General features: G+C 59.2%; 19 protein-coding genes and 1 pseudogene. 8 read left to right on the top strand and 12 right to left on the bottom strand.

All coding sequences use genetic code 11. From position 1 onward, the window contains the following. Positions 1-190 precede the first annotated feature (190 nt). From J3P93_RS20685 to rpoE, 3 genes are read right to left on the bottom strand one after another with little or no spacing between them, the layout of a single operon-like run. Positions 191-1,156, bottom strand: a complete 966-nt coding sequence (locus tag J3P93_RS20685) for a MucB/RseB C-terminal domain-containing protein (RefSeq protein WP_434591347.1) — start codon at positions 1,154-1,156, stop codon at positions 191-193. Positions 1,157-1,164: 8 nt separating this feature from the next. Further along, positions 1,165-1,752: a sigma-E factor negative regulatory protein gene (locus J3P93_RS20690; protein WP_434591350.1), complete on the bottom strand. Its 588-nt coding sequence runs from the start codon at positions 1,750-1,752 to the stop codon at positions 1,165-1,167. Positions 1,753-1,782: 30 nt separating this feature from the next. Continuing rightward, the gene (gene rpoE / locus J3P93_RS20695) at positions 1,783-2,364 is read right to left on the bottom strand and encodes an RNA polymerase sigma factor RpoE (protein ID WP_003172477.1); all 582 of its coding nucleotides are present in this window, start codon (positions 2,362-2,364) and stop codon (positions 1,783-1,785) included. A gap of 557 nt (positions 2,365-2,921) precedes the next feature. Between rpoE and nadB the strand changes: the two genes are divergently transcribed. Further along, positions 2,922-4,538: an L-aspartate oxidase gene (gene nadB / locus J3P93_RS20700; protein ID WP_434591352.1), complete on the top strand. Its 1,617-nt coding sequence runs from the start codon at positions 2,922-2,924 to the stop codon at positions 4,536-4,538. Here the strand turns inward: nadB and J3P93_RS20705 are convergent. Further along, the gene (locus J3P93_RS20705; RefSeq protein WP_434591354.1) at positions 4,507-4,959 is read right to left on the bottom strand and encodes a protein YgfX; all 453 of its coding nucleotides are present in this window, start codon (positions 4,957-4,959) and stop codon (positions 4,507-4,509) included. The two genes, nadB and J3P93_RS20705, sit on opposite strands and share 32 nt — an antisense overlap. Beyond that, positions 4,943-5,197 (bottom strand): succinate dehydrogenase assembly factor 2, encoded by a 255-nt coding sequence (locus J3P93_RS20710; protein ID WP_007911418.1) that lies wholly within the window; start codon positions 5,195-5,197, stop codon positions 4,943-4,945. The genes J3P93_RS20705 and J3P93_RS20710 overlap by 17 nt, the downstream gene beginning before the upstream one ends. Positions 5,198-5,347: 150 nt before the next feature. On the opposite strand from J3P93_RS20710, the gene J3P93_RS20715 reads away from it, so the two are divergent. Both J3P93_RS20715 and J3P93_RS20720 read left to right on the top strand, forming a co-directional pair. Continuing rightward, positions 5,348-6,292 (top strand): YgfZ/GcvT domain-containing protein, encoded by a 945-nt coding sequence (locus J3P93_RS20715; protein WP_434591357.1) that lies wholly within the window; start codon positions 5,348-5,350, stop codon positions 6,290-6,292. A gap of 34 nt (positions 6,293-6,326) precedes the next feature. Beyond that, positions 6,327-7,148, top strand: a complete 822-nt coding sequence (locus J3P93_RS20720) for an HDOD domain-containing protein (protein WP_434591359.1) — start codon at positions 6,327-6,329, stop codon at positions 7,146-7,148. A 119-nt stretch (positions 7,149-7,267) separates the two neighbouring features. Here J3P93_RS20720 and J3P93_RS20725 read toward each other — a convergent pair whose 3' ends face one another. Further along, positions 7,268-8,653 (bottom strand): sensor histidine kinase, encoded by a 1,386-nt coding sequence (locus J3P93_RS20725; RefSeq protein ID WP_093103814.1) that lies wholly within the window; start codon positions 8,651-8,653, stop codon positions 7,268-7,270. Then, positions 8,646-9,317 carry a response regulator gene (locus tag J3P93_RS20730; RefSeq protein WP_090282195.1) on the bottom strand — a complete coding sequence of 224 codons (672 nt, stop codon included), beginning with the start codon at positions 9,315-9,317 and terminating at the stop codon, positions 8,646-8,648. Before J3P93_RS20730 ends, J3P93_RS20725 begins: the two co-directional genes overlap by 8 nt. Before the next feature lie 435 nt (positions 9,318-9,752). Here J3P93_RS20730 and J3P93_RS20735 point away from each other — a divergent pair, with 435 nt between their 5' ends. The 4 genes from J3P93_RS20735 to J3P93_RS20750 are packed head-to-tail and all read left to right on the top strand — an operon-like array spanning position 9,753 to position 13,787. After that, the gene (locus J3P93_RS20735; protein WP_203421090.1) at positions 9,753-10,730 is read left to right on the top strand and encodes a Bug family tripartite tricarboxylate transporter substrate binding protein; all 978 of its coding nucleotides are present in this window, start codon (positions 9,753-9,755) and stop codon (positions 10,728-10,730) included. Between the two features lie 55 nt (positions 10,731-10,785). Then, positions 10,786-11,244 carry a tripartite tricarboxylate transporter TctB family protein gene (locus tag J3P93_RS20740; RefSeq protein ID WP_434591364.1) on the top strand — a complete coding sequence of 153 codons (459 nt, stop codon included), beginning with the start codon at positions 10,786-10,788 and terminating at the stop codon, positions 11,242-11,244. Between the two features lies 1 nt (position 11,245). Beyond that, positions 11,246-12,760 carry a tripartite tricarboxylate transporter permease gene (locus tag J3P93_RS20745; RefSeq protein ID WP_203421088.1) on the top strand — a complete coding sequence of 505 codons (1,515 nt, stop codon included), beginning with the start codon at positions 11,246-11,248 and terminating at the stop codon, positions 12,758-12,760. Further along, positions 12,753-13,787, top strand: a complete 1,035-nt coding sequence (locus J3P93_RS20750; protein WP_434591367.1) for an AbrB family transcriptional regulator — start codon at positions 12,753-12,755, stop codon at positions 13,785-13,787. The genes J3P93_RS20745 and J3P93_RS20750 overlap by 8 nt, the downstream gene beginning before the upstream one ends. Before the next feature lie 133 nt (positions 13,788-13,920). Here J3P93_RS20750 and ung read toward each other — a convergent pair whose 3' ends face one another. Further along, positions 13,921-14,613, bottom strand: coding sequence for a uracil-DNA glycosylase (gene ung / locus J3P93_RS20755; RefSeq protein WP_434591370.1), 693 nt, complete (start codon positions 14,611-14,613; stop codon positions 13,921-13,923). A 132-nt stretch (positions 14,614-14,745) separates the two neighbouring features. Here ung and J3P93_RS20760 point away from each other — a divergent pair, with 132 nt between their 5' ends. After that, positions 14,746-15,858, top strand: coding sequence for an enoyl-CoA hydratase/isomerase family protein (locus tag J3P93_RS20760; protein ID WP_434591373.1), 1,113 nt, complete (start codon positions 14,746-14,748; stop codon positions 15,856-15,858). Between the two features lie 66 nt (positions 15,859-15,924). Here the strand turns inward: J3P93_RS20760 and J3P93_RS20765 are convergent, their stop codons facing one another. From J3P93_RS20765 to J3P93_RS20780, 4 genes and pseudogenes are all read right to left on the bottom strand, one after another. Continuing rightward, on the bottom strand, positions 15,925-17,517 hold the full coding sequence (locus J3P93_RS20765; RefSeq protein ID WP_434598454.1) for a hypothetical protein: 1,593 nt from the start codon (positions 17,515-17,517) through the stop codon (positions 15,925-15,927). 630 nt (positions 17,518-18,147) lie between these two features. Continuing rightward, positions 18,148-21,468, bottom strand: a pseudogene (locus tag J3P93_RS20770) (calcium-binding protein); the annotation flags it as partial. Between the two features lie 2 nt (positions 21,469-21,470). Continuing rightward, complete coding sequence (locus tag J3P93_RS20775) at positions 21,471-22,325, bottom strand: hypothetical protein (RefSeq protein ID WP_434591376.1); 855 nt, start codon at positions 22,323-22,325, stop codon at positions 21,471-21,473. A gap of 1 nt (position 22,326) precedes the next feature. Next, positions 22,327-23,571, bottom strand: coding sequence for a glycosyltransferase family 4 protein (locus J3P93_RS20780; protein WP_434591378.1), 1,245 nt, complete (start codon positions 23,569-23,571; stop codon positions 22,327-22,329). Positions 23,572-23,719: the final 148 nt, after the last annotated feature.

The following is a 23,719-nucleotide window of genomic DNA, read 5'->3' on the forward strand; positions in this document are numbered from 1 at the left end:
GAGCAGGGTTAAGCGATATGGAGCAAGGAACACCGGAAACCACAGACCGGCATTTTTGTTCCGGCAACAACAAACAAGGCCAGAGCCGTGAGGCTCTGACCTATAAAAAATTTCCGGGGTATTTGCAAATGAAAATGCTCAGCAAACATTTCCACGCCTCGTTGATGAAACGCGAATAGCTGAAATCAGCTCACTGTTTGCTGGTTGCGGCGCCATCGGTATTTCGCATCGACAGAGCAATTCGTTCGGCAGTGCCGATCGGGATCTCGCCGACCACGGTCACCATCATTTCACCCGACGGCGTGGTCAGGCGACGGGACACGGCAACTGTCGGACCGAGTTGCGTGCGGGTATCGGTCACTGTCGCGCCGTTCAATGGCTCGAGAAAAACCGAGAAACGTGCAAGACCGTCGTCGTACAGCAGGCTGTTGACCTGCGTCTTGGTCTCGGCATCTTTGTGCGACGTACTGCTGGTCAGTTCGAAGCCCGGCGGCAGCCAGTCCGAATGCCAGGTTTGCGCCGTTTTGACTGCCGATGCCTTGTCGCTGTCGAGCTTGACTGGCTTGCAATCGGCATTGGCCTGCAAATCACCATCAGACGGCACTTCATCAGTGTCGAGGCTGGTGAACTGGAATCGCTCGAGCAACTGCTCCTTGTCGTTCAACAGCAACGACTTGAGCGGCAGGCCGGTTTTTTTGTCCAGATGCAATTCGAATCCGTAGCGATGCTGATCTCGAGGCTTCAACGCCACGATCACGGCGTCTCGGCCGGCCACGCGCGACTTGCCAATGACCGCAAGGTCATACCAGTTTTTCAGCTTTTTGGGATCAAGAGGACGAGCCGCAGCATTTGGCGAGTCTCCCAGCCCGGCAATCAGGGTGCCGCTGACGCATTGAGTATGCCCATCAATGCGCACGACTTCCTGTGCCGAACCGTCGAGCTGAAGCAACCGCTCGCGGACCTGACCGTTCTGGACGCGATGCCAGATGTTGTGGGTAGAAAAGCTACCGTTACGCTCGTAAACGAAAGTACCGTGAAAGCTTTGCTGCTGCTCGGCCTGGCCCAGCCGGGTCAACCAATCCTGGGCCTCATCAGCGTGGGCTGGAACAACGAACCAGCCACTGAGCAGAAGCGAAAGTAGAGGTATGGCGCGCATGATCCTCCTTAACGGTTTTCCAGGCTTGCGGCACGTGCATAAGGCAGCGCGCTTTCAGTGCCTTTCAAAGCAGCCTGTTGGGCATGCTGACGCAGGTAGCCCGGCAGACGCTGATCATGCCAGCCTGGCTGACCTTGCAGTACGCCGTTGGCCATCGGGCCAGTGGCTTCAGAGCTCTCACTGTAGCCTGCCAGAACAGCCGGACCCTTGACTTGCGGGGTCGCCAGCGTTGGCTGGTTGGATTGCTGAGCCAATTCGACGCCAGCGATTTCGTCCTGATTGTACAGGCGAACACCCGCCAGCACGGCAACCGTCACCGAAGCTGCAACAGCCAGACGGCCGAGGCTGCGCCATGGGCTGCGAGATACTTTGGCCGGGACCGTTTCGTCTTCCAGCGCAGCAGACACTGCCGCAGCGATATCCAGACGCGGAAGCAGCAGATCCTTGTGCATGGCTGCCCGAGCGATCTGGTAACGAGCCCAGGTCTCACGGGTTTCAACATCATCCAGTGCATTAAGCACTCGACGCAATTCCAGTTCGTCCGCTTCGTTATCCATCACTGCGGACAGCGATTCCTGCAGGGCTTCACGACTCATGGCGTTCCTCTCTTGGCTGTCGCCGCTGTCTCAGTTTTCCTGCAACAACGGTTGCAGGGCTTTGTCGATGGCCTCCCGAGCGCGGAAAATCCGGGAGCGCACGGTACCCACCGGACACTGCATGACGCTCGCAATGTCCTCGTAACTCAGACCGTCGAATTCGCGCAAAGTTAAAGCCGTACGCAAATCTTCTGGTAGTTGCTGGATGGTTCGATGGACGGTGCCTTCGATCTCATCCCGCAGCAACGCACGTTCTGGTGATTCGAGATCCTTGAGGCCGTGATCGCCGTCGTAGAACTCTGCATCCTCGGAACTTACATCGCTGTCCGGCGGCCGGCGGCCGCGTGAAACCAGGTAATTCTTTGCCGTGTTAATGGCAATACGGTACAGCCACGTATAAAACGCACTGTCGCCGCGAAAGTTTCCAAGCGCTCGATACGCCTTGATAAAGGCTTCCTGAGCCACGTCCTGGGCTTCATGGGTGTCGTGCACAAACCGCACGATCAACCCGAGAATCTTGTGCTGATACTTCAGCACCAACAGATCGAAAGCTCGCTTGTCGCCGCGTTGAACGCGCTCGACCAGCTGCTGATCCTCTTCCTGGGTTAGCATGAACACTCCTCGATAAGCCCGGAGGAGGCTTGCATAACTAAACGACCAGACTTGCAAACATAGACTCGGGCTTTTCGCAAAAGTTCTCCCCCTCCAAGCAAGTTTCCTGCGGGCTCTGATTTGACACGCACGAAAAACGCAGCGCGGGATGAACCGGCTGCGCGAATAATCTTGTCATCGGTTTCGCGGACCGCAATCCAACCACAGATTGCATACTGAAGCCGACACGTCCCTTATCTCTGGCACCGACTATTGATCTTGGGCCTTTGGCAAAAGTTCCAATTATTTATAGCCGCTACCTACCGACATTCGACAACCCTGCGCGGAAAAACCGTGTTTCAGCGCCGATACAGTCGCCTTCACCCGTTAGGGATAAGAAAAACTTCCGACGAAGCGTGCGGTTTTTGCGGTCACAGTAGTTTCACAATGCCATACCGGCCCGGCTATTGTGCCGTCCCACCCCTCTATATACTAGTGGGCTGTGTGGCTGTCTTGACTCGCCAATCCAGCTGTCTTGCGCCAACCCCGATCCGGGTCGCTTTGAGCGGAATCCTGAAATGAGCCAACAGTTCCAACACGATGTTCTGGTCATTGGCAGCGGTGCTGCCGGTTTGAGTCTCGCGCTGACCTTGCCCGGTCATTTGCGCATTGCCGTACTGAGTAAAGGCGATCTGGCCAACGGCTCGACATTCTGGGCCCAGGGTGGCGTCGCCGCGGTGCTCGATGACACCGACACAGTCGAATCCCATGTCGATGACACGCTTAACGCTGGCGGTGGCCTTTGCCATGAGGATGCCGTGCGCTTTACGGTCGAGCACAGCCGCGAAGCCATCCAGTGGTTGATCGATCAAGGTGTGCCGTTCACTCGTGATGATCAGTCGGGGACCGAAGACGGCGGATTCGAATTCCATCTGACCCGCGAAGGTGGCCACAGCCACCGGCGCATCATCCATGCCGCCGATGCCACAGGCGCGGCGATTTTCAAGACCTTGCTGGCCCAGGCCAAACAGCGTCCGAATATCGATCTGCAGGAACAGCGCGTCGCCGTCGATCTGATCACCGAGCGCCGCCTGGGCATGCCCGGCGAGCGCTGCCTCGGCGCTTATGTGCTCAATCGCAAAACCGGCGAAGTCGACACTTATGGCGCACGTTTCGTGATCCTGGCCACGGGCGGCGCCGCCAAGGTTTATCTCTATACCAGCAACCCCGACGGCGCTTGCGGCGATGGCATCGCCATGGCCTGGCGTTCGGGTTGCCGCGTGGCGAACCTGGAATTCAATCAGTTTCACCCGACTTGCCTGTATCACCCGCAAGCCAAGAGTTTCCTGATCACCGAGGCCCTGCGCGGCGAAGGCGCACATTTGAAGCTGCCCAATGGCGAACGCTTCATGCAGCGCTTCGATCCGCGCGCCGAGCTGGCGCCGCGGGACATCGTCGCCCGGGCCATCGACCATGAAATGAAGCGGCTGGGCGTAGATTGCGTGTATCTCGACATCAGCCACAAACCCGAAGCGTTCGTAAAAAGTCACTTCCCGACGGTTTATGAGCGCTGCCTCGGCTTCGGCATCGACATCACCCAACAACCGATCCCTGTGGTGCCTGCCGCGCACTACACTTGCGGCGGCGTGATGGTCGATCAGAACGGCCGCACCGATGTGCCGGGCCTGTATGCCATTGGCGAAACCAGCTTCACCGGCCTGCATGGCGCTAACCGCATGGCCAGCAACTCTTTGCTGGAGTGTTTCGTCTATGCGCGTTCGGCGGCCGCCGACATTCTTGCGCAACTGGACGACGTCACCGCGCCAAGCGCCCTGCCCGCCTGGGACGCCAGTCAGGTCACCGACTCCGATGAAGACGTGATCATTGCGCACAACTGGGATGAACTGCGCCGGTTCATGTGGGACTACGTCGGCATCGTGCGCACCAACAAGCGTCTGCAACGAGCTCAACACCGGGTGCGGTTGTTGCTCGACGAAATCGACGAGTTCTACAGCAACTACAAAGTCAGCCGTGACCTGATCGAACTACGCAATCTGGCGCAAGTCGCCGAACTGATGATCAGCTCAGCCATGGAGCGCAAGGAAAGTCGCGGTCTGCATTACACCCTCGACTACCCGCAGATGCTGCCCGAGGCGCTCGACACTATTCTGGTGCCGCCCACCTACGTCGGCTGAATTTGAGCCGTACGCGCAGGCGCCGATGCACATCGGCCGTCTGCGCGTCCCGGGGCACGCAGATCGACCTGACCTGCCACTCGCCGCGCAAGCGAAACCGCAACACCACGATCAGCGGCAGCGCCAGACTGTCGCGGCACAATTGCGCCGCTTGCCAGCCGTCAGCCTGATTCCAGACCTGCCAGCCATCGGCATCGCGACGCAATCCACAAAATGCCTCTGGATGGCTGAGCAAAATCTGCCGCGGCAACACCCAAAAGCCATGCAGCACGCAGCCGAACGCCGCGAGCAGACTGGCCCACAAGGGAATCGACAATAGAAACACAGCGCCCAGGGCGAACGCCTGGACCAACAGATATGCCGCCAGCAATTGCCGTGAGGCATGCCAGCGGCATTCGAACGTGTTACTTGGGCTGGACACGATCCAGAATCATCCGGACCATGCGCTGCAGCTCGGGGTCTTCCGACTCGCTGCGTTCCATGAACCAGCCGAACATGTCCTGATCCTCACACGTCAGCAAACGGACGTACAAATCGCGGTCCACTTGATTGAGCGTCGCGTAAACCTCCTGCACGAATGGCACCAGCAACACGTCCAGCTCAAGCATGCCGCGACGGCTGTGCCAAAAGAGGCGATTCAGTTCAACTTGTTCGACCATGGAGCCCTCCTCGAATTTGGCGGCAAGTATACAGACCCCGGACGGGTCGCACAGTCGGCTTTGGTCGGCCACCACCGATCCTTTATCAACTACCCATTTCACCAACGCACCCTTATGATGTGCCCCAGTCTATTTACCCTGCGATGACCCATGGCCGATTCTGCTTTTTTCTGCACCCTGTCTCATGAAGGCGTTCTCGCGGTTCGCGGCGCGGATGCCGGAAAATTCCTGCAAGGCCAGTTGACCTGCAATATCAATTACCTCAGCGACAACCGCGCCAGCCTCGGTGCCCGCTGCACGCAGAAAGGCCGGATGCAGTCGAGTTTCCGCATTCTGCTCGAAGGCGACGGCGTGTTGATGGCAATGGCCAGCGAACTGCTGGAGCCGCAACTGGCGGACCTGAAGAAATACGCGGTGTTCTCCAAATCGAAATTGACCGATGAAAGCGCCGCCTGGGCGCGCTTCGGCGTTGAACAGGGTGATGCCGCGCTGGCCAGCCTCGGTCTGGAGTTGCCGGAAGAAACCGACAGTGTCGTGCGTCACGAAGCACTGATCGCAATCCGCGTGTCGCCACAGCGTGCCGAACTCTGGGTGCCGGCCGAGCAGGCCGACGCGATCAAGACCAGACTCGTCGCAACGTTGCCTGAAGCCGATCTGAATCAGTGGCTGCTGGGGCAGATCCGCGCCGGCATCGGTCAGGTCATGCCGACCACGCGCGAGCTGTTCATCCCGCAGATGCTCAATCTGCAAGCCGTCGGCGGCGTAAGTTTCAAGAAAGGCTGCTACACCGGTCAGGAAATCGTCGCGCGCATGCAGTACCTGGGCAAACTCAAGCGCCGTTTGTATCGCCTGAGCCTGGGCGGCACGCAGTTGCCGGAGCCCGGCACGCCGTTGTTCGCCCCCAGCCACAACAGCTCGATCGGCGAAGTGGTACTGGCCGCCGTCGACGCGGGCCAGAACATTGAACTCCTGGCGGTGTTGCAGGCCGAAGCTGCCGAAGCCGGTGATCTGCATCTGGGCACTCTCGAAGGCCCGACGCTGCATGTGCTCGACCTGCCTTACGAACTGGATCGCGACCGCGAAATCCAGCGCTAAGCGCAGCATTTGTCGCAACACCTAGAGAGTTTAAATGAGCGAACTGGCAGAAAAAGTCCAAACGGATTTGGTTGCGGCCATCGATAACGATGACCTGGTTCTGCCCACGCTACCGGAAGTGGCCCTGCAGATTCGCAAGGCCGCGGAAGACCCGGAAATCAGCGTCAGCGACCTGAGCAAAGTGATCGGCCGTGACACGGCGCTGTCGGCGCGTCTGATCAAAGTGGTCAACAGTCCCCTGCTGCGCGCCGCTCAGGAAGTCACCGACCTGCACACCGCGATCACCCGGCTGGGGATCAACTACAGCAGCAACCTGGCCATCGGTCTGGTGATGGAGCAGATTTTTCACGCCCGCTCCGAGGTGGTCGAACAGAAGATGCGGGAAGTCTGGCGCAAGAGTCTGGAGATCGCCGGGGTCAGCTATGCCTTGTGTCGCCGCTACACCACCCTCAAGCCTGATCAGGCTGCGCTGGGCGGGCTGGTGCACCAGATCGGCGTGCTGCCGATTCTGACCTACGCTGAGGACCACTACGAACTGCTTTCTGACCCGGTCAGCCTCAATCATGTGATCGACAGCATCCACCCGCTGCTCGGCGACAAGCTGTTGCGTGTCTGGGAGTTTCCCGAGCGGTTGGTGGCGTTGCCGGGGCTTTATCAGGATTTCAAACGCGATTCGGCTGAGATCGATTATGTGGATGTGGTGCAGGGGGCGAGCCTGTATTGCCACAAGGATACCGAGCATCCTTTCGCGCGGATCGTTCCGTTGAGCGTTCCGGCTTTCCGCAAGCTCGGGATAGACCCGGAGAACAAGGAACTGTGTGCGGATCTGCAGGAGTCGAGGTCGATGTTTTACTGATCCGGGACCGTGGTGCTGCCATCGCCAGCAGGCTGGCTCCCACAGGTTTTGCATTGATCTGCACTTTCCCCATGTGGGAGCCAGCCTGCTGGCGATAACGACTGAACAGGCGTCACAAATCACCCGGCAATAAAACTCACCCGCACCTTCAACCCCGCCTGCTCGCCATCGTGCAGGCTGATCTGCGCCAGATGCGCGCGGCAGATTTCGCCGACAATCGCCAGCCCCAGCCCGGATCCGGCCACTTGCTGATTGCGCCGGTAGAAGCGCTCGAATACCCGATCACGCTCCTCCAGCGGAATGCCCGGCCCGTCATCTTCGACCTCAAGCACCGCCGGCGCGGCGACCCGCAGGATCACGTTGCCACCGGGCGGGGTATGCGCCAAAGCATTGTCGACCAGGTTGCTCAGCAACTCGTTGAGCAACGTCGGCTCGCCGCGCAGCCACACCGGCTCATCCGCCTCCAGCGCCAATGCCACTCCGCGCTTGTGCGCCAACGGTGCCATGGCCATTCCCAGCTCGCGCGCCAATTGACTCAGATCGAGCAGTTGCGCGCCACCCTCGGCAATCGCCCGGGCACCATTTTCGACACGCGCCAGCGACAGCAGTTGATTGGCCAGATGGGTCAGGCGATCAGTGCCCTGAGCGGAGGATTCCAGCGTATCGCGCCAGGTCTGTGGCTCGGTCGAGCGCAGCCCCAGTTCAAGCCGCGCCTTCAGCGCCGCCAATGGCGTGCGTAGTTCGTGGGCGGCATCGGCGATAAATTGCGCCTGGCGCTCGAACTGCGCGCGCAGGCGCTCGGTAAAGTGATTGAGGCCGCGCACCAAGGGGCCCAGTTCATCCTGAACCTCCACCAGTGGCAGCGGGCGCAGATCGTCGGGCTGACGCTCTTCGACTGCCGTGCGCAGGCGTTCCAGCGGGCGCAACGCTGCGCTGACCGCGAACCAGACCATCAGCAGCGCACCGATCGCCAGCATGCCCAGACGCAGCAAGGTATCAGCAGCCAGACTGCGCGCCATGCTGACGCGTGCCTCGTCGGTTTCGGCGACGCGGATTTCCGCCATGCCGTTCATGTTCGGCTCGGACACCGCCTTGAGCAGACTGACCACACGCACGTTCTGGCCGTTGTAAGTGGCGTTGTAGAAACGCGCCAGTGCCGGATAACTGTCGGTGCGTGGCGTGCCGGGCGGTGGGCCGGGCAGATTTTCGTAGCCGGAAATCAGCTTCTGATGGATGTCGTTGACCTGGTAATAAATGCGCCCGGCGCTGTCGTAAGCAAAGGTGTCGAGGGCGACATAAGGGACATCGGCACTCAGGCTGCCATCGCGCTGCGACAGGCCGGCGGCAATGGTCCGCGCCGAGGCCAGCAGGGTGCGGTCATAAGCGGTGTCGGCGGCTTCGCGGCCGTTCCAGTAAGCGCTCAAGCCACTGGCGAGCATCAACACCACCAGCAACACTGCGAGGTTCCACAACAACCGCCAGCGCAGGCTGCTGGGCTTATGCATCGCGGCTTTCCAACAGATAACCGAGGCCGCGGAAGGTCACGATCGCCACTGGCTGACCGTCGAGTTTTTTGCGCAGGCGGTGCACGTAGATTTCGATGGCATCCGGGCTGGCTTCTTCGTCGAGGCCGAACACCTGCGCAGCCAACTGCTCCTTGCTCATCACCCGGCCAGGACGGGCGATCAGCGCTTCGAGCACAGCTTGTTCGCGGGAGGTCAGGGTCAGCAGTTCTTCGCCAAGGGTGAAGCGCCGGGTGTCGAGGTCGTAGGCCAGCACGCCGCAACGCTGCTGGCGCTCGCCGCCGAGCACACTGCGGCGCAACAGGGCTTTGACCCGCGCCTCGAGTTCGGTCAGTTCGAATGGCTTGGCGAGGTAATCGTCGGCGCCCAGATTGAGCCCATGCACGCGGTCTTTCACATCACTGCGCGCGGTCAGCATCAGCACCGGCACGTTTTTGCCACGGGCGCGCAACCGCGCCAACACCTCGAAACCGTCCATGCGCGGCAGGCCGACATCGAGGATCGCCACGGCATATTCCTCGCTGCCCAGCGCCAGGTCGGCGGCCACGCCATCGTGCAACACATCCACGGTCAAACCGGTGCTCTTGAGCGCCTGGGCGACGCTTTCAGCCAGTTGCAGATGGTCTTCGACGAGCAGAACACGCATGGATTTTTACCTCGTTCAGGGATGGCCGGCGCCACGCTTTGCCGCGGAGTTTACAGCCGCAACCGCTGCTGTGAAGCCCGAAAACCGTGAAAGCGAGCTGAAAGGTTAGCGAAAGGTTAGCGGATTACAGTCCGCTTCACGGACAGTTGCGACTGTCGTCGCTGCAGCCACACAGCGTCCGAAAAACGCCACGAAGCGTTTTCGACCCATAAGAACAATAACGGAGTACCCCAGCATGCTATCCATGCGCACCAAGGCTCTAACGCCTGCTCGCCCCTCCCGCTTCCAGTATTCTCTCGCCGGTTTTTCACCGCAGGCCTGCGTTGTTGCCCTGTTCAAGCTCACGCCGCGAGAAAACCGCGCCTGCCGCTAAGCTCTAGCGTTGCTCTTTGGTCATTCAGTCCACCCATAACAACAACTCCTCTGGAGACTCAAATGAACGTATCCCTGCGTAAAGTTGCTTTAGCCGCTGGCGCAATGTTGATTGCCGGCCAACTCATGGCCGAGCCGAAACGCCCGGAATGCATCGCCCCGGCCTCGCCGGGCGGTGGTTTCGACCTGACCTGCAAGCTGGTGCAGAGTGCACTGGTGAATGAAAAGCTGCTGAGCAAACCGATGCGCGTGACCTACATGCCCGGCGGTGTCGGCGCAGTGGCGTACAACGCCGTGGTCGCTCAGCGCCCGGCCGACGCCGGCACGCTGGTTGCCTGGTCGAGCGGTTCGTTGTTGAACCTGGCGCAGGGCAAGTTCGGGCGTTTCGACGAAACCAACGTGCGCTGGCTGGCCGCGGTCGGCACCAGCTACGGCGCCATCGCCGTGAAAAGCGATTCGCCCTACAAGACCCTCGACGATCTCGTTCAGGCATTGAAGAAAGATCCGGGCTCGGTGGTCATCGGTTCCGGCGGCACCGTCGGCAGCCAGGACTGGATGCAGACCGCACTGATCGCCAAGGCCGCCGGGATCAACCCGCGTGACCTGCGTTACGTTGCTCTGGAAGGCGGCGGCGAAATCGCTACCGCCCTGCTCGGCGGCCATATTCAGGTCGGCAGTACCGACATCTCTGACTCCATGCCGCACATCCAGAGCGGCGACATGCGTCTGCTCGCGGTGTTCGCTGAAAAGCGTCTCGACGAGCCGGAAATGAAGGACATCCCGACTGCCCGCGAACAAGGCTACGACATCGTCTGGCCAGTGGTGCGCGGCTTCTACCTGGGGCCAAAAGTCAGCGACGAAGATTACGCCTGGTGGAAAGACTCGTTCGACAAACTGCTGGCGTCGCCGGAGTTCGCCAAGCTGCGCGATCAGCGTGAACTGTTTCCGTTCGCCATGACCGGCGCGGAACTGGACACCTACGTGAAGAAGCAGGTTGCCGACTACAAAGTGCTGGCCAAAGAGTTCGGCCTGATCCAGTGATCGTCTCTGTCTAGTGGTGGCGTCTCCTGCGCGGGGACGTCACACAGGAGCTCCCATGCTTATTCAACGCATTTTCGCCTCGGTGTTGCTGCTGGCTTGCGCCGGCCTGGCACTGATGGCGTGGCCGTACCAAGCGGCTTTTTCCTACGAACCGGTGGGCCCGCGCGCCTTCCCGCTGCTGATGCTCGGCTTGATGGGCCTGGCGCTGCTGTACATGGTGTTCCGTCCGGCACCGATCAAGCACAACCCGGATGAGCCGCCGCTCGACCGCGAAAGCCTGACCAAGATCGGTCTCTGCGTGGTGCTGTTGCTGGTGTTCGCCGGCACCTTCGAGCCCCTTGGTTTCATCATTGCCAGCATCCTCACCGGCGTACCGATGGCCCGTCTCTACGGTGGCCGCTGGCTGCCGAGCGTGGTGATCATCAGCCTGATGGCGATCGGTCTTTACCTGCTGTTCGACCGTTTGATGGACGTTCCGCTGCCCCTCGGCCTGCTCAGCGTTCTGGAGAACTGATATGGATACTCTTGGCTATTTGGGTCAGGGTTTTGGCGTCGCGCTGAGCCCGTACAACCTGGTGACCGCACTGTGCGGCACGCTGATCGGCACCGTCGTCGGCCTGTTGCCGGGCCTGGGCCCGATCAACGGCGTGGCGTTGCTGATTCCGATCGCATTTGCTCTCGGCCTGCCACCGGAGTCGGCGCTGATTCTGCTCGCAGCGGTGTACCTGGGTTGCGAATACGGCGGCCGGATCAGTTCGATCCTGCTGAACATTCCCGGCGAAGCCTCCACCGTGATGACCACCCTCGACGGCTACCCGATGGCCCGCAAAGGCCTGGCCGGTGTAGCGCTGTCGCTGTCGGCGTGGAGCTCGTTCATCGGCGCGTTCATCGCCACCTGCGGCATGGTGCTGTTCGCGCCGCTGCTGGCGAAATGGGCGATTGCCTTCGGCCCGGCGGAATATTTCGTGTTGATGGTCTTCGCGATTGTCTGTCTCGGCGGCATGGCCGGCGATCGACCGCTGAAAACCTTCATCGCCGCGCTGATCGGCCTGTTCCTTTCCACCGTTGGCATCGACGCCAACAGCGGCGTGTACCGCTTCACCGGCGACAACATTCATCTGACCGACGGCATTCAGTTCGTCGTGCTGGTGCTGGGTCTGTTCTCGATCAGCGAAATCCTTCTGCTGCTGGAAAAAACCCACCACGGCCAGGAAGCGGTGAAAGCCACCGGGCGCATGATGTTCAACTTCAAGGAAGCGGCCTCGGTGTTCACGGTCAACCTGCGTTGCGGCGTGCTCGGTTTCATCATGGGCGTTTTGCCCGGTGCCGGCGCGACCCTCGCCAGTGCCGTGGCCTACATGACCGAGAAGCGCATCGCTGGCACCAGCGGTAAATTCGGTGAAGGCGACGCCCGTGGCCTCGCGGCGCCAGAAACCGCCATCGGTGGCGCGGCATGCGGTGCATTGGTGCCGATGCTGACCCTCGGTGTTCCGGGTTCGGGCACCACCGCAGTGATGATCGGCGCGCTGTCGCTGTACAACATCACCCCGGGCCCGCTGCTGTTCCAACAACAACCGGACATCGTCTGGGGTCTGATCGCGTCGTTGTTCATCGCCAACGTCATGCTGGTGATCCTCAACATTCCGATGATCCGCGTGTTCACCCGCATCCTTGCTGTGCCGAACTGGGCACTGGTGCCGATCATCGCGATCATCACCGGGATCGGCGTTTACGCAGTGCATGCGACCACCTTCGACCTGTTCCTGATGATCGGTATCGGTATCTTCGGTTACATCCTGCGCAAGCTGGACTTCCCGTTGTCGCCGCTGCTGCTCGGTTTCATCCTCGGCGGTCTGATGGAGCAGAACCTGCGTCGCGCCCTGTCGATCTCCAACGGTGCGCTGGAAATCCTCTGGTCGAGCCCGATCACCTTCGGCTGCTGGATCCTGACGGCGATCATGCTGCTGATGCCGCTGATCCGCATCTGGCGCAAACGTTCGGCGGCCCGGCGCGTCATTGCCGATGTTTGATCGCTCTGCCCTGAAATCCTGGTGGGGCACCCCGCTGGTCGGTCTGCTTGGCGGATGCCTCGCCAGCCAGATCGGCTGGCCGTTGCCGTGGATGGTCGGCTCGTTACTGGCGATCATCCTCGTGCGCTGCCTGACCCCCTGGCAACTCACGGAAATCCCTGGCGGACGCAAGTGCGGCCAGTGGATCGTCGGCATCGGCATCGGCCTGCACTTCACCCCGCTGGTGATGGAGCAGGTGCTCAGCCACTTCGGTCTGATTTTCTTCGGTGCGCTGGTCACCAGCCTGTCGGCGGTGGTCGGCGTGTGGTTGATGCGGCGTACCGGCGAAGATCGCGCCACCGCATTCTTTTCCAGCATGCCCGGCGGCTCGGGCGAGATGGTCAACCTCGGCGCGCGCAACGGCGCTTTACTCAGCCACGTCGCGGCCGGGCAGAGTCTGCGGGTGTTGGTGGTGGTGCTGTGTGTGCCGGCGGCGTTCAAATACCTGCTCGGTGACGGCACGCCGATTTCTCATACGGGCAGCGTCGACTGGCGCTGGCTGGCGATTCTGTTTCCGGCGGGCGCCCTGCTCGCCTGGCTCTGGCAACGTCTGCGTCAACCCAATCCCTGGCTGTTCGGGCCGTTGCTGGTGAGTGCGGCGGTGAGCATCGCTTGGGATCTGCACATCGGCCTGCCCAATGGCGGCAGCCAGATCGGCCAGTGGCTGATCGGCAGTGGCCTGGGTTGTCATTTCAACCGCGAGTTTTTCCGCCGTGCGCCGTCATTCATGGGGCGGACGTTGATCGGCACAGCGCTGACCATGTTGATTGCTTCATTGGCAGCCTTGGGTTTGAGCGCGCTGACCCATCTGGATCTGCGCTCGCTGACCCTGGGCATGATGCCCGGCGGGATTGCCGAGATGAGCCTGACGGCTGAGACCTTGCAACTGTCGGTGCCGCTAGTGACGGCGATGCAGGTGATGCGGCTGTTGTTCGTACTGTTTCTGGCGGAGCCGTTGTTCAAGTACTGGAATCGTCAGCCAGAGTAAGTCCCGAACACCGAGTCGCCCCTATCGCTGGCAAGCCAGCTCCCACAGGGTTTTGGGGTGTTCACATGATCTGTGGCACCCACAAAACCCTGTGGGAGCTGGCTTGCCAGCGATGGGGCACTTCAGATCCCCATCAGATCGGCGGCAGGCGCCACTCGATCGGCGTCTCGCCATTCTGCTCGAGAAACTTGTTTGCCCGGCCGAAGTGCCCGCATCCGAGAAACCCGCGATAAGCCGACAGCGGCGATGGATGCACCGAGGTCAGCACCAGATGCTTGGTGGCGTCGATCAGCTTCTGCTTGCTCTGCGCATGCGCGCCCCAAAGCATGAACACCAAGTGCGGCTGCCGCTCGCTGACCACTTCGATGATGCGGTCGGTGAAGAACTGCCAGCCCTTGTCCTTGTGCGCATTGGCGTTGGCGCGCTCGACGGTCATGGTGGTGTTGAGCATCAACACGCCCTGATCGGCCCAGCTCTGCAGGTAGCCGTGATTGGGGATGTCGATGTTCAGGTCGCGCTTCAACTCTTTATAGATGTTGACCAGTGATGGCGGCGCCGGCACGCCCGGTTGCACCGAAAAGCACAAGCCGTGGGCCTGACCCGGGCCGTGATACGGGTCCTGGCCGAGAATCACCACTTTCACTTTATCGAGCGGCGTCGAATTCAGTGCGTTGAAAATCATCGGCCCCGGCGGATAGATTTCCTTGCCCGCCGCCCGCTCCTGCTGCAGAAACTGGCGCAACTCTGCCATGTACGGCTGGTCGAACTCAGCACGCAGTGCCTCCTTCCAGCTCGGTTCGAGTTTGATACGGTCGTCAGCAGTCATGGTCATACCCGGCAAAAACAATGGGGCGAACCCTAGGAAAGCCGACCACGCTTGTCAATTGATCTGACGCAGATCCGGCACTTTCCCCCACAACGATCATACTGATCGTTCAATTTCCCGATCGAGGTCACGATGAATCTGCACTTCGAAGAACTCACCGGCACCGATGGCGCGCGTATTGGCATCGCCAGCCTGGATGCCGAAAAGTCGCTGAACGCGCTGTCCCTGCCGATGATCAACGCCCTCAGCGACAAACTCAGCGCCTGGGCCAATGACCCGCAAATCGTCTGCGTGCTATTGCGTGGCAACGGCGCCAAGGCGTTCTGTGCCGGCGGCGAAGTGCGCAGCCTGGTCGAAGCCTGCCGCGCCCATCCCGGTGAAGTTCCGCCGCTGGCCGCGCAGTTTTTCAGTGCTGAATATCGTCTCGACTACCATCTGCACACCTACCCGAAGCCGCTGATTTGCTGGGGCCACGGTTACGTGCTCGGCGGTGGCATGGGCTTGTTGCAAGGCGCGAGCACGCGGATCGTCACACCGAGCAGTCGTCTGGCGATGCCGGAAATCACTATCGGTCTCTACCCGGATGTCGGCGCCAGTTGGTTTCTCGCCCGTTTGCCGGGCAAGCTCGGGCTGTTTCTCGGTTTGACTGGCGCGCACATCAATGGCCGTGATGCGCTCGATCTGGGCCTGGCTGACCGGTTTTTGCTCGACGAACAGCAACCGCAACTGATCAAAGGCTTGTTGCAGTTGAACTGGCAGGAACAGACCGACATGCAGCTCAACAGCCTGCTCAAGGCCTTGCAACAGGAAGCACTGGCGCAGATGCCCGAAGCGCAGTGGCTTCCGCGTCGGACGCAAATCGACGAATTGCTCGATGTCAGCGATGTTGCGTGTGCCTGGACCGCCCTCAGCCTGCAACGCGATAGCAGCGATCCGCTGATCGCCCGCGCAGCAAAGGCCCTGAGCGAAGGCTCGCCGCTGACTGCGCATCTGGTCTGGCAGCAGATCATTCGCGCGCGGCATATGTCACTGGCCGAAGTTTTCCAGATGGAATACACCCTGAGCCTCAACTGCTGCCGGCATCCGGAATTCAGTGAGGGCGTACGTGCGCGGTTGATCGACAAGGATCAGAAGCCACATTGGCACTGGCCGGATATTCATCACGTGCCGGAAGCGGTGGTTGAGGCGCATTTTCACAAGGCTTGGGAGGGGCGGCATCCGTTGGCGGATTTGACTCAGTATTGAAATGGCTCGTGGCCCGCGAGGCAATGGGGTTTGCATCGCGGGCTGGCTCATCGATCGTCCTTTTACTCAGACATTCAGTTCATAGAACTCGATGATTTCCGTCATTGCCTGTTGGGCTTCATCGTCGCCCTTTATCAAAATGTCTTCGACATCCCTCAGGGGCGGGAGAGGATGTAGTCGCTCGGCAATTTGCGTCGCGGTGTAGTCTTGAATCGCTGTTCCTTCGCTGACCCTTATGAATCCGATCGCGCTTTCGCCCCCGGCAAAGTGTCCGGCAACGCGAATCTTGGGGGCCATGCCGTAGTCCACGACAATCACCAGATCATCGTGCTCACGGTGAAACTTCAAATTGTCGATCGTCAGCCTGCGCTGTGAAAAATCGAGGCCATCCCGGCCGCCACCGCTGTTGATGAGCACATCTCTGCCGAGACCATCGTATTGGTAAATATCATTGCCAGCGCCGCCCGACAGCGTGTCATTGCCTGGCCCACCCAACAGCAGATCATCATCGGGGCCACCCGTCAGTACGTCATCTCCCTGCATGCCTCTCAACTCTCCGCTTGCGCTGAGCGTGTCATTGCCGCGACCGCCAACCAACGGCAGAGCTCGCCCTTCTCGGAGGGAAGTCGAACGCGTGGAAACATTAACCGTTACGCCCGTATGAAAAGTGTCGGGCGCAGGACCCAGCTGACTCGACTGCAGCAGTTGCTTCAAATCCACGCTTGTCCCGTCAGCAAACCGGACAAGTTCAATACCGGTCCCTTCCAGATCGCCAGCCTCAGGCAGGACGATGCGGACTTTCTGCGTTCCACCCCATTGAATATCGAGCGTCGAGTAGAGCCTTTTCGCCCGAGGTGGTTGGCGGTAAGCCGCGCGCGCCGGATGGGGTTGCAGCTCGACATGGGTGGTTTCAATCAGCGCGGCCCCCCAGCACAATTGCAGCGCATCGCGCTTCGCTTCTGCTGGTAGAACGACTGTATCCTGATCGACCAACCCGTATTCGTCTTTCCACCCCGCTACGCCAACTTCTGACCGGTGGAAAACAGGGTTCAGTACATCCGCAATCGTGGTTGTCGCGCCGGCATGCGCCTGGATGATGTAGGTGTCCGCGCCATCTTCACCGTAGAGCCAGTCATCCCCTGATCCACTAACGAGATAGTCCGCGCCTTCGGAACCCAGCAACGTATCGTTGCCGGCCCCGGCAGATAAATACGCGCCCGGTGTTCCGTGACCGACAGTGCCGTAATCAAGAGGGGAACCCGCGTAAGCGACGATCAGATCATCGCCCGCGCCGCCGTGGAAAACGTTTTCCACTTCAACGTTGACTCGCCCGCCGGCATCGTCGCCATGGACGATTTTGCGTTTGATCGTTGCATTATCAATGTTGCGACGAAACTCCTTGCGCAGCGTTTCGCCCGCTCCGAAGCTTTCAGCCGGATAGATGTACCAGCCTTGAAGGGCACCGGAGTCTTTTCTGTCTTCGACCAGAACATCTCCGGTTTTGAACGAAAAGCCACCGGCCGAACCGGATCGATAATAGCCCGGCGCCTGGTTTACGCGTGGTGTCGCGCCCTCGGCTTTTACCTGTTTCTGTTGCGTCTCGGTTGTGACGCCAGACTGCCTTTCACTGAGCACTGCTTGCCCGCCATGTGCCCCCATCCATGGCGGCACCTCGGACAATGTTCCCGTTTCGATGCGGTCAACAATCAGCTCGGTGTGGGTGGTGTACCCGGTATCGCTGGTGGTGATGTGGCTACGAACCCAGGCACCGTGTTCATTCAAGACAAAACCGGTGGCGTGTCTGCGGGTAGAACGCTCCGACTCGATTTGCGCGAGGAATTTTTCGCTCCAGTCAACGTGTGGATCGGTTGCAACAGGGCCTTGCGCCGCAAGGGTTTCATCGTTTCGCTGACCGGCAACCTCAACGTGGCTTTCATCGACAACGTCATTGGTTCGCATGGCGGTTACAACTTCAGATGCGGATAACTCAGGCGTCGGCATCGGTGGCAGTGTTTTGCGCAACACGTCTTCATAGCCCAGTACAACACCGTCATTGAAGCTGAAAGTCGAATCCTTCCACTTCTCGTGGTGCTTGATGAGCAGTGCGTCGCCCATCCCGTTGGCCAACCGCATGACCGTGCCGGCCGCCACTTCAAGGATGTCGGCTGTCAGGCTTTGCGCTGAAAAGCCTGCGCCGAACCGGACAATATTTCTGCCACCCGAATCGTTAACAACATCCAGCCCGTCGCCAGTGCCGAAATAGTAGATATCAGCCCCCTCCAGCCCTTCCAGCACGTCATGACCGGGACCGCCATCAAACACGTTGTTGCCCGAATCGCCGCGCAGGTAATCCGTTCCTTCCCCGCCCATCAAGGTGTCGTTGCCGCCGCCTCCGAGCAAGGTGTCGTTGCCTGAGCCGCCGTCGAGATAATCGGCGCCCGAATCGGCTTCAGCGGTTTGTTCGTAATCGCCGGCCAAAAGGTCCTCACCCATCCCGCCGTACAGTGTGTCGGCACCGAAGCCGCCCTGTAACGTGTCATTTCCTTCGCCGCCATCAAGGAAGTCATTGCTGATTCCGCCCGGTTGCAAGTCAGACACGTCGCCATCCAGGAAATCAGCGCCAGCGCCACCCAACAGCGTATCCGAGCCACCCATGCCTCGCAGGGTGTCATCCCCCGCGCCGCCATCAAGAAAATCGTTACCGTGGTAACGAACCGGATGTTCAGGGCTATCGGCAATCAGATCATCGTTGCCTTCGCCGCCGAAGAGCAGATCATCGGCACCACCGCCCCAGAGCCGGTCGTCGCCCGCACCTCCGTCCAGCAGATCATTGCCAAAAAAGTGCGCGGCATCGCCAGCGACGCCGTCCAGTACGTCGTCATCACCTTGCAAAGTGTCATTGCCGGAGCCGCCATACAACGCGTCGCTGCCACCGTTACCGGCGAGCAAGTCGTTACCGCTGCCGCCGTCCAGCACATCGTTGCCATGATGCTTGCTGGACAGACCACCGCTCCAATCGAGGTTGTCACCGAGCATCACGTCGTTGCCGCCGCCACCGGCCAGGGTGTCGTGACCTTGCTCGCCTTTGAGAAAATCGTCGTCAGCTCCGCCGTCAAGCAGGTCCTCACCCCAACCGCCGTTGATAACGTCCTTGCCGCCCTGCCCGTACAGCACGTCGTCACCGCCCTCGGTCGCACTGTTTACCGAGGCCTTTGAATAGACCGTGCGGTGACTGGTCACACCGCCAGCAATAGGGACGTTCGCGCGCTTGACCGACCAACCCTGCTCCAGCGCACCGGTGGTTTCGTCTCCGGATAAAACGTCGTCGCCAGCACCGCCGATCAAGGTATCGCTGTCATTGCCGCCGAGGAGAACGTCTCGAGATGTGGTCCCGATCAGCAAGTCGTTCCCTTGGCCGCCATCAAGCCAGTCTCCGCGGCTTGCCTTCCCCCTGACGTCACCGTCGGCCATGGCTATTTCGAGTGTCGTCGCCTTGTCGCCAAATAACCGATCGTCTCCAGCCTTGCCGAACAATCGATCAGAACCGCCCATGCCAAGAATGACGTCGTCTGCGGCGGAACCGTAAAGCACGTCTGCCTTGTTGCGATGTTTTACCTTCGGCAGCAGCACAGCGTTGCCCAATTCATCGTGGGTAGGCTGATCGCCGGGGACAGTGGGTTCAGCGTCTTTTGCTTTCCAGTCGCCCTGGAGTGTCAGATCTGCGACGGCGACCGGCTGTACCACGTACTCAGGAAGACGGATGCCAAGCATTCCAGGCTGGAAGTTTTTGATAACAACCAGATCGTTCAGGCCATATTTGATATTCAGCGTGTGTTCAACAAGCGTCAGGGTGATGGCCTGATCATCGGTAGACCAGATATTGCTCAACGGCGCGCGGCGTTCGAGTGAAGGAATGGGCGAACCGTTGATCCATAGCTGCCCGTTTACGTTGGCATCGACAATCTCGTCGATGCCATCGCCGCTGGAAAACTCGTAGCGATCATTGCCCTCGCCTCCGAACAATGAGTCGTTACCGGTTCCACCCACCAGAACATCATTTCCGGCCATTCCGTACAGCGCATCATTGCCGTCGCCTCCGGTTAGCGAGTCGTTGCCGCGACCACCTTCAATGACATCGTGACCGGCCATCCCATCGATTGTGTCATTGCCCACGCCGCCATAAAGATGATCGCCATTTGCGCCACCGGCGAAAGAGCGCCCGCCGTCATCACCGAACATGGCCAGCGGGTTCAATACTCCGGTGGTCATCGGCGCCTGTCTGCCTGATGCGAGATCGGAGTAGGAATACTTCTGCAGCGAGTGCTCTGCGAACGAGCCCCGGGTTCGAGCAATCAACCGGGCCAGCATCTGCGCACGATCTGCCAGCCACTGCGCGGTGATAAAGCCTTCGCCAGTGTGCGAATCGTAAAGTTCGAGGTTGCGGTTGTGATAACCGTCGGCTCTCTCTATGACGACTTCACTGAGTTGCTGCAAAGAGTTGCGCAACGCCAGACCGAGCGTCGTCGCCTCGCCTGCCAGTTTCGCCCATGCACTGGCATTGCCGAACTCGCCTATTGTCCGGGTGACAATGCTTTGCGACTGCTCCGGGGAGAATGCCGAGAAGAAGGCGTAAGCGTTGCTGGCGAAGGTTTCGTTGGTGGTGGGTGTGGCGGCAGAACCGCCATCGTAAGTGCGCTTGAACATGTCGAGAAATTCGTTCTGGCCGTAGCGCAAGATCAACTCGACCACGGCGGCAACAGGCGTGCCTTTGACGACATGCTGAATCAGCGGATTCACACTGCCACTCGCCAGCGCGATATTGATTTGTTCCGGCACCACTGAAAGCAGACTTTGCAGTGGATTGACGCCGAAATTGCTGATCGCCGCTCGCAGGCCGACGCTGTAGGCGTCGATGGCGAAGAGAATGTTTTTATAGTCGTCGAGCCGGTTGGGTTTTGCCTGAAGGGGTGGTCCGTCATCTTCCCCGTACGAATCACCGGCGGAAATCAATCGCCAGGTTTCATAGGGAGGCTTTCCACCTAACAAGCTGAAACCGACCGTTCCAGACCAACCGGCATTTCGTTTCACGGCAGTGTCGTCCTCCCCGCAAACCTCCTTGAACAGGGCCTCGCCAATCGCGCTGGCATCGATTTCTGCGATCTGGCTGATCGACGGAACGGTCCAGGGTGCCAGTTGACCGGCAAGGGATCCGTTGATCAGGGTATTGATGAAATTGACGGCAACCTGGTTGGATGAGAGCTGCATCAGGTCTTCGCTGAAAATTGTATTCAGTCTGAGTTCACCCTGGCGCGAGGTGTAACCACGAATCAGCGCAGAGTAGGCACCGTTTCCACCGTTGGCATCAATGGCCACGGCAAGCCAGAGTCTGGCGCTTTTCAGCACTTCTCCTGCCTCTTTATCGGCAGCTACAACGTCAGAAACTTTTCCGCCAATAATGTCGAATAGCTTTTGGTACAGGGGAGCGCAGCTCGCCCCTGCCGATTTCAGCGCTTCGTACTGAATTTGTTTTGAGTGCAGCCTCATTCCTTTGCACATATTGGCTGCGTTGAAAATCTCTGATTTTTCCATATCGCTAAAAACATAACTCATTGTTACTTCCTTGTAATAACAGAGCGTGAAAGATAATCACTGAGATACTTGAGCATCTCAGGTGCTTCGCGTAATGACGCTAATCCGAGTTTTACGCCACCGTGCCCACCAGCGAAGTCGAAGTTATCCAGATTGATAGCGCAGGAGAAATTTAGTTTTCCGAAATCAAGATTTTCCAATTCGGTTCTGTTGAGCCGCGCCAGTTTCTCGTCAGTCAGTTGTTCCTCCGAAGCCGGACGAATCAAGCCATCACAGTTGATCAACCGAGGGGTTCCATCTCGCCGCGGCCAGCCGGTAATAACAAACGTTCTAACCGAATCTTCATTCTTGAAATGTGGCGGAGGTGCATCCAGCCAAATCTCCAGCCCCGGATAATTCTTCAACTTCACAATCAACTCATCCGGCCAGTTGACGTGCCTATAACCCCGTTCATGGGGCTCGGTAGTTTCTTTTCTGGTAAAAAGTCCGGCATTCAATTTATAGAGCCGCCAACTTTTGGGAATCGACTCTGCGCGGTGATCTTGGTACCGGTGCAGTCCCGTCCCGGTCCACCAGAAAAAACCCTTCAGAGCAATCGCCAGGCAAGCTTTCTTATTCACCAATTCCGGCATGCCAACGCAAAACTCCGGGACCAGCGTCTTATCCACATAAGCGCCACCCAATATCGGCACCTGTTTCATGCTCGCCAGTTTCTGTTGACAGGCCTTCTGGTCCGCTTGATAGATCGCCGCCGCCTCGGCGGACTGTTCTCTGCGAATATGAAATTCCGCTACGCAATAACAGACATATACGAACAAGCCATACTTCAATAACCTTTTAAGCCACTTGACCGCTTGCTTACGCGACATCACGAGCATTTCAAATCCCCGCCCCAAACCGAACAGCAGCCCGTTTACCGTTAGGCCCCGACGTAGCGTTTTCAAACAGCTCAAAATATTGCTTCGTGCCGGCCGTTACATCGAATTTGCTCGCGGTCCGCTTGGCAGCGGCTTGCAGAGGGTTATATTCACCGCACGAGTTCAATACCTTGCTTACCCTTTCAGCAATCGCCTGACAGTCAAAGAAATCAACCAGCAGTCCATTAACCCCGTCCTGAATCACTTCCATTACCGGAGCCGTATCCGAAGCGACTACCACGCAACCGGAAGCCATCGCTTCCAATAACGACCACGACAACACAAACGGGTAGGTCAAATAAACGTGAACCGTCGAAAGCTGCAGAATGGCTCTATACGTTTGATAAGCAAGTTTTCCGGTGAAATGCACTCTGGAATGATCGAACTTCACTTCGGCCAGCATTCTGCAACGCCAATTGGCATATTCAGCCGGCCTCCGTCCGTAGCTGACTTCATCCCCTCCCACGATGACTATCCGGGCGCTCGGACACGCAGCCTGGATCTGCGGGATCGCTCGCATGAAACTGTGGAAGCCGCGATACGGCTCCAGATTCCTGGCGACATAAGTCACGATCGGTTGCCCGGCTTTCAGCTCGGCCCCACAGGGCAACACAACAGACTCGACTTGCGCGACGCTACTGTTCTGAACGACACCTTCGTGGATGACCTTGATTCTGGATCGATAAGCTTGAAGAAAGAGACTGCGTTGCCAGTGCGTAGGCGCGATCGCAATATCACATTGTTCAAGATTCAACAGATGCATCGAGTTGAGCACTCGAAGCCTTGAAGACTCACTTTCAGCGCGTGCAAACTCGGGATCGAACCCGGAGTCGGCGCCGTGGGCTCGATAGTAATACTCGCAATAGTGGACAAGCGGCGTATCGGGGAACACGTCTTTGACGAAGAGCGTTTCCCCCCAGCCAGGATGAGCAAGGACTACGTCGGGTCGATAGCTCGTCTGTTTCAAGCGGGTCAGAATCGTAAAGACCTTCTGGCCATCGATCACCGCTTGCTCGTAGCGGATCAGATAAGGGTGAATGTTGGCCGGTGTTTTCCTGCCAGTTCGATAGCGGAACAATCTCACCCCGTCGAGCCCCGGCGCCGTATCCCGGCCTATCGCCAGAACCTCATCGCCCCGGGCAATCGCGGCCAGCACCACATGGCGGAACTGGCCCGGAAAATTCTGGTGAACAACAAGCAGCCTCATAGCGGTAACGTCCGTTTTTCGCCGCTATCGAGCCAAGGTTTCCTCGCGTCGTTCGGCATCTGCAAACGCTAACAAATGCCTGGAAATGAAAATGTAGGAAGCGTCTGTGAATCCCCTCGGAGATCGCTACTGGAGCACTTTTCTGACG

It is taken from the genome of Pseudomonas sp. R3-57 (assembly GCF_051132065.1).
Taxonomy (GTDB): Bacteria; Pseudomonadota; Gammaproteobacteria; order Pseudomonadales; family Pseudomonadaceae; genus Aquipseudomonas.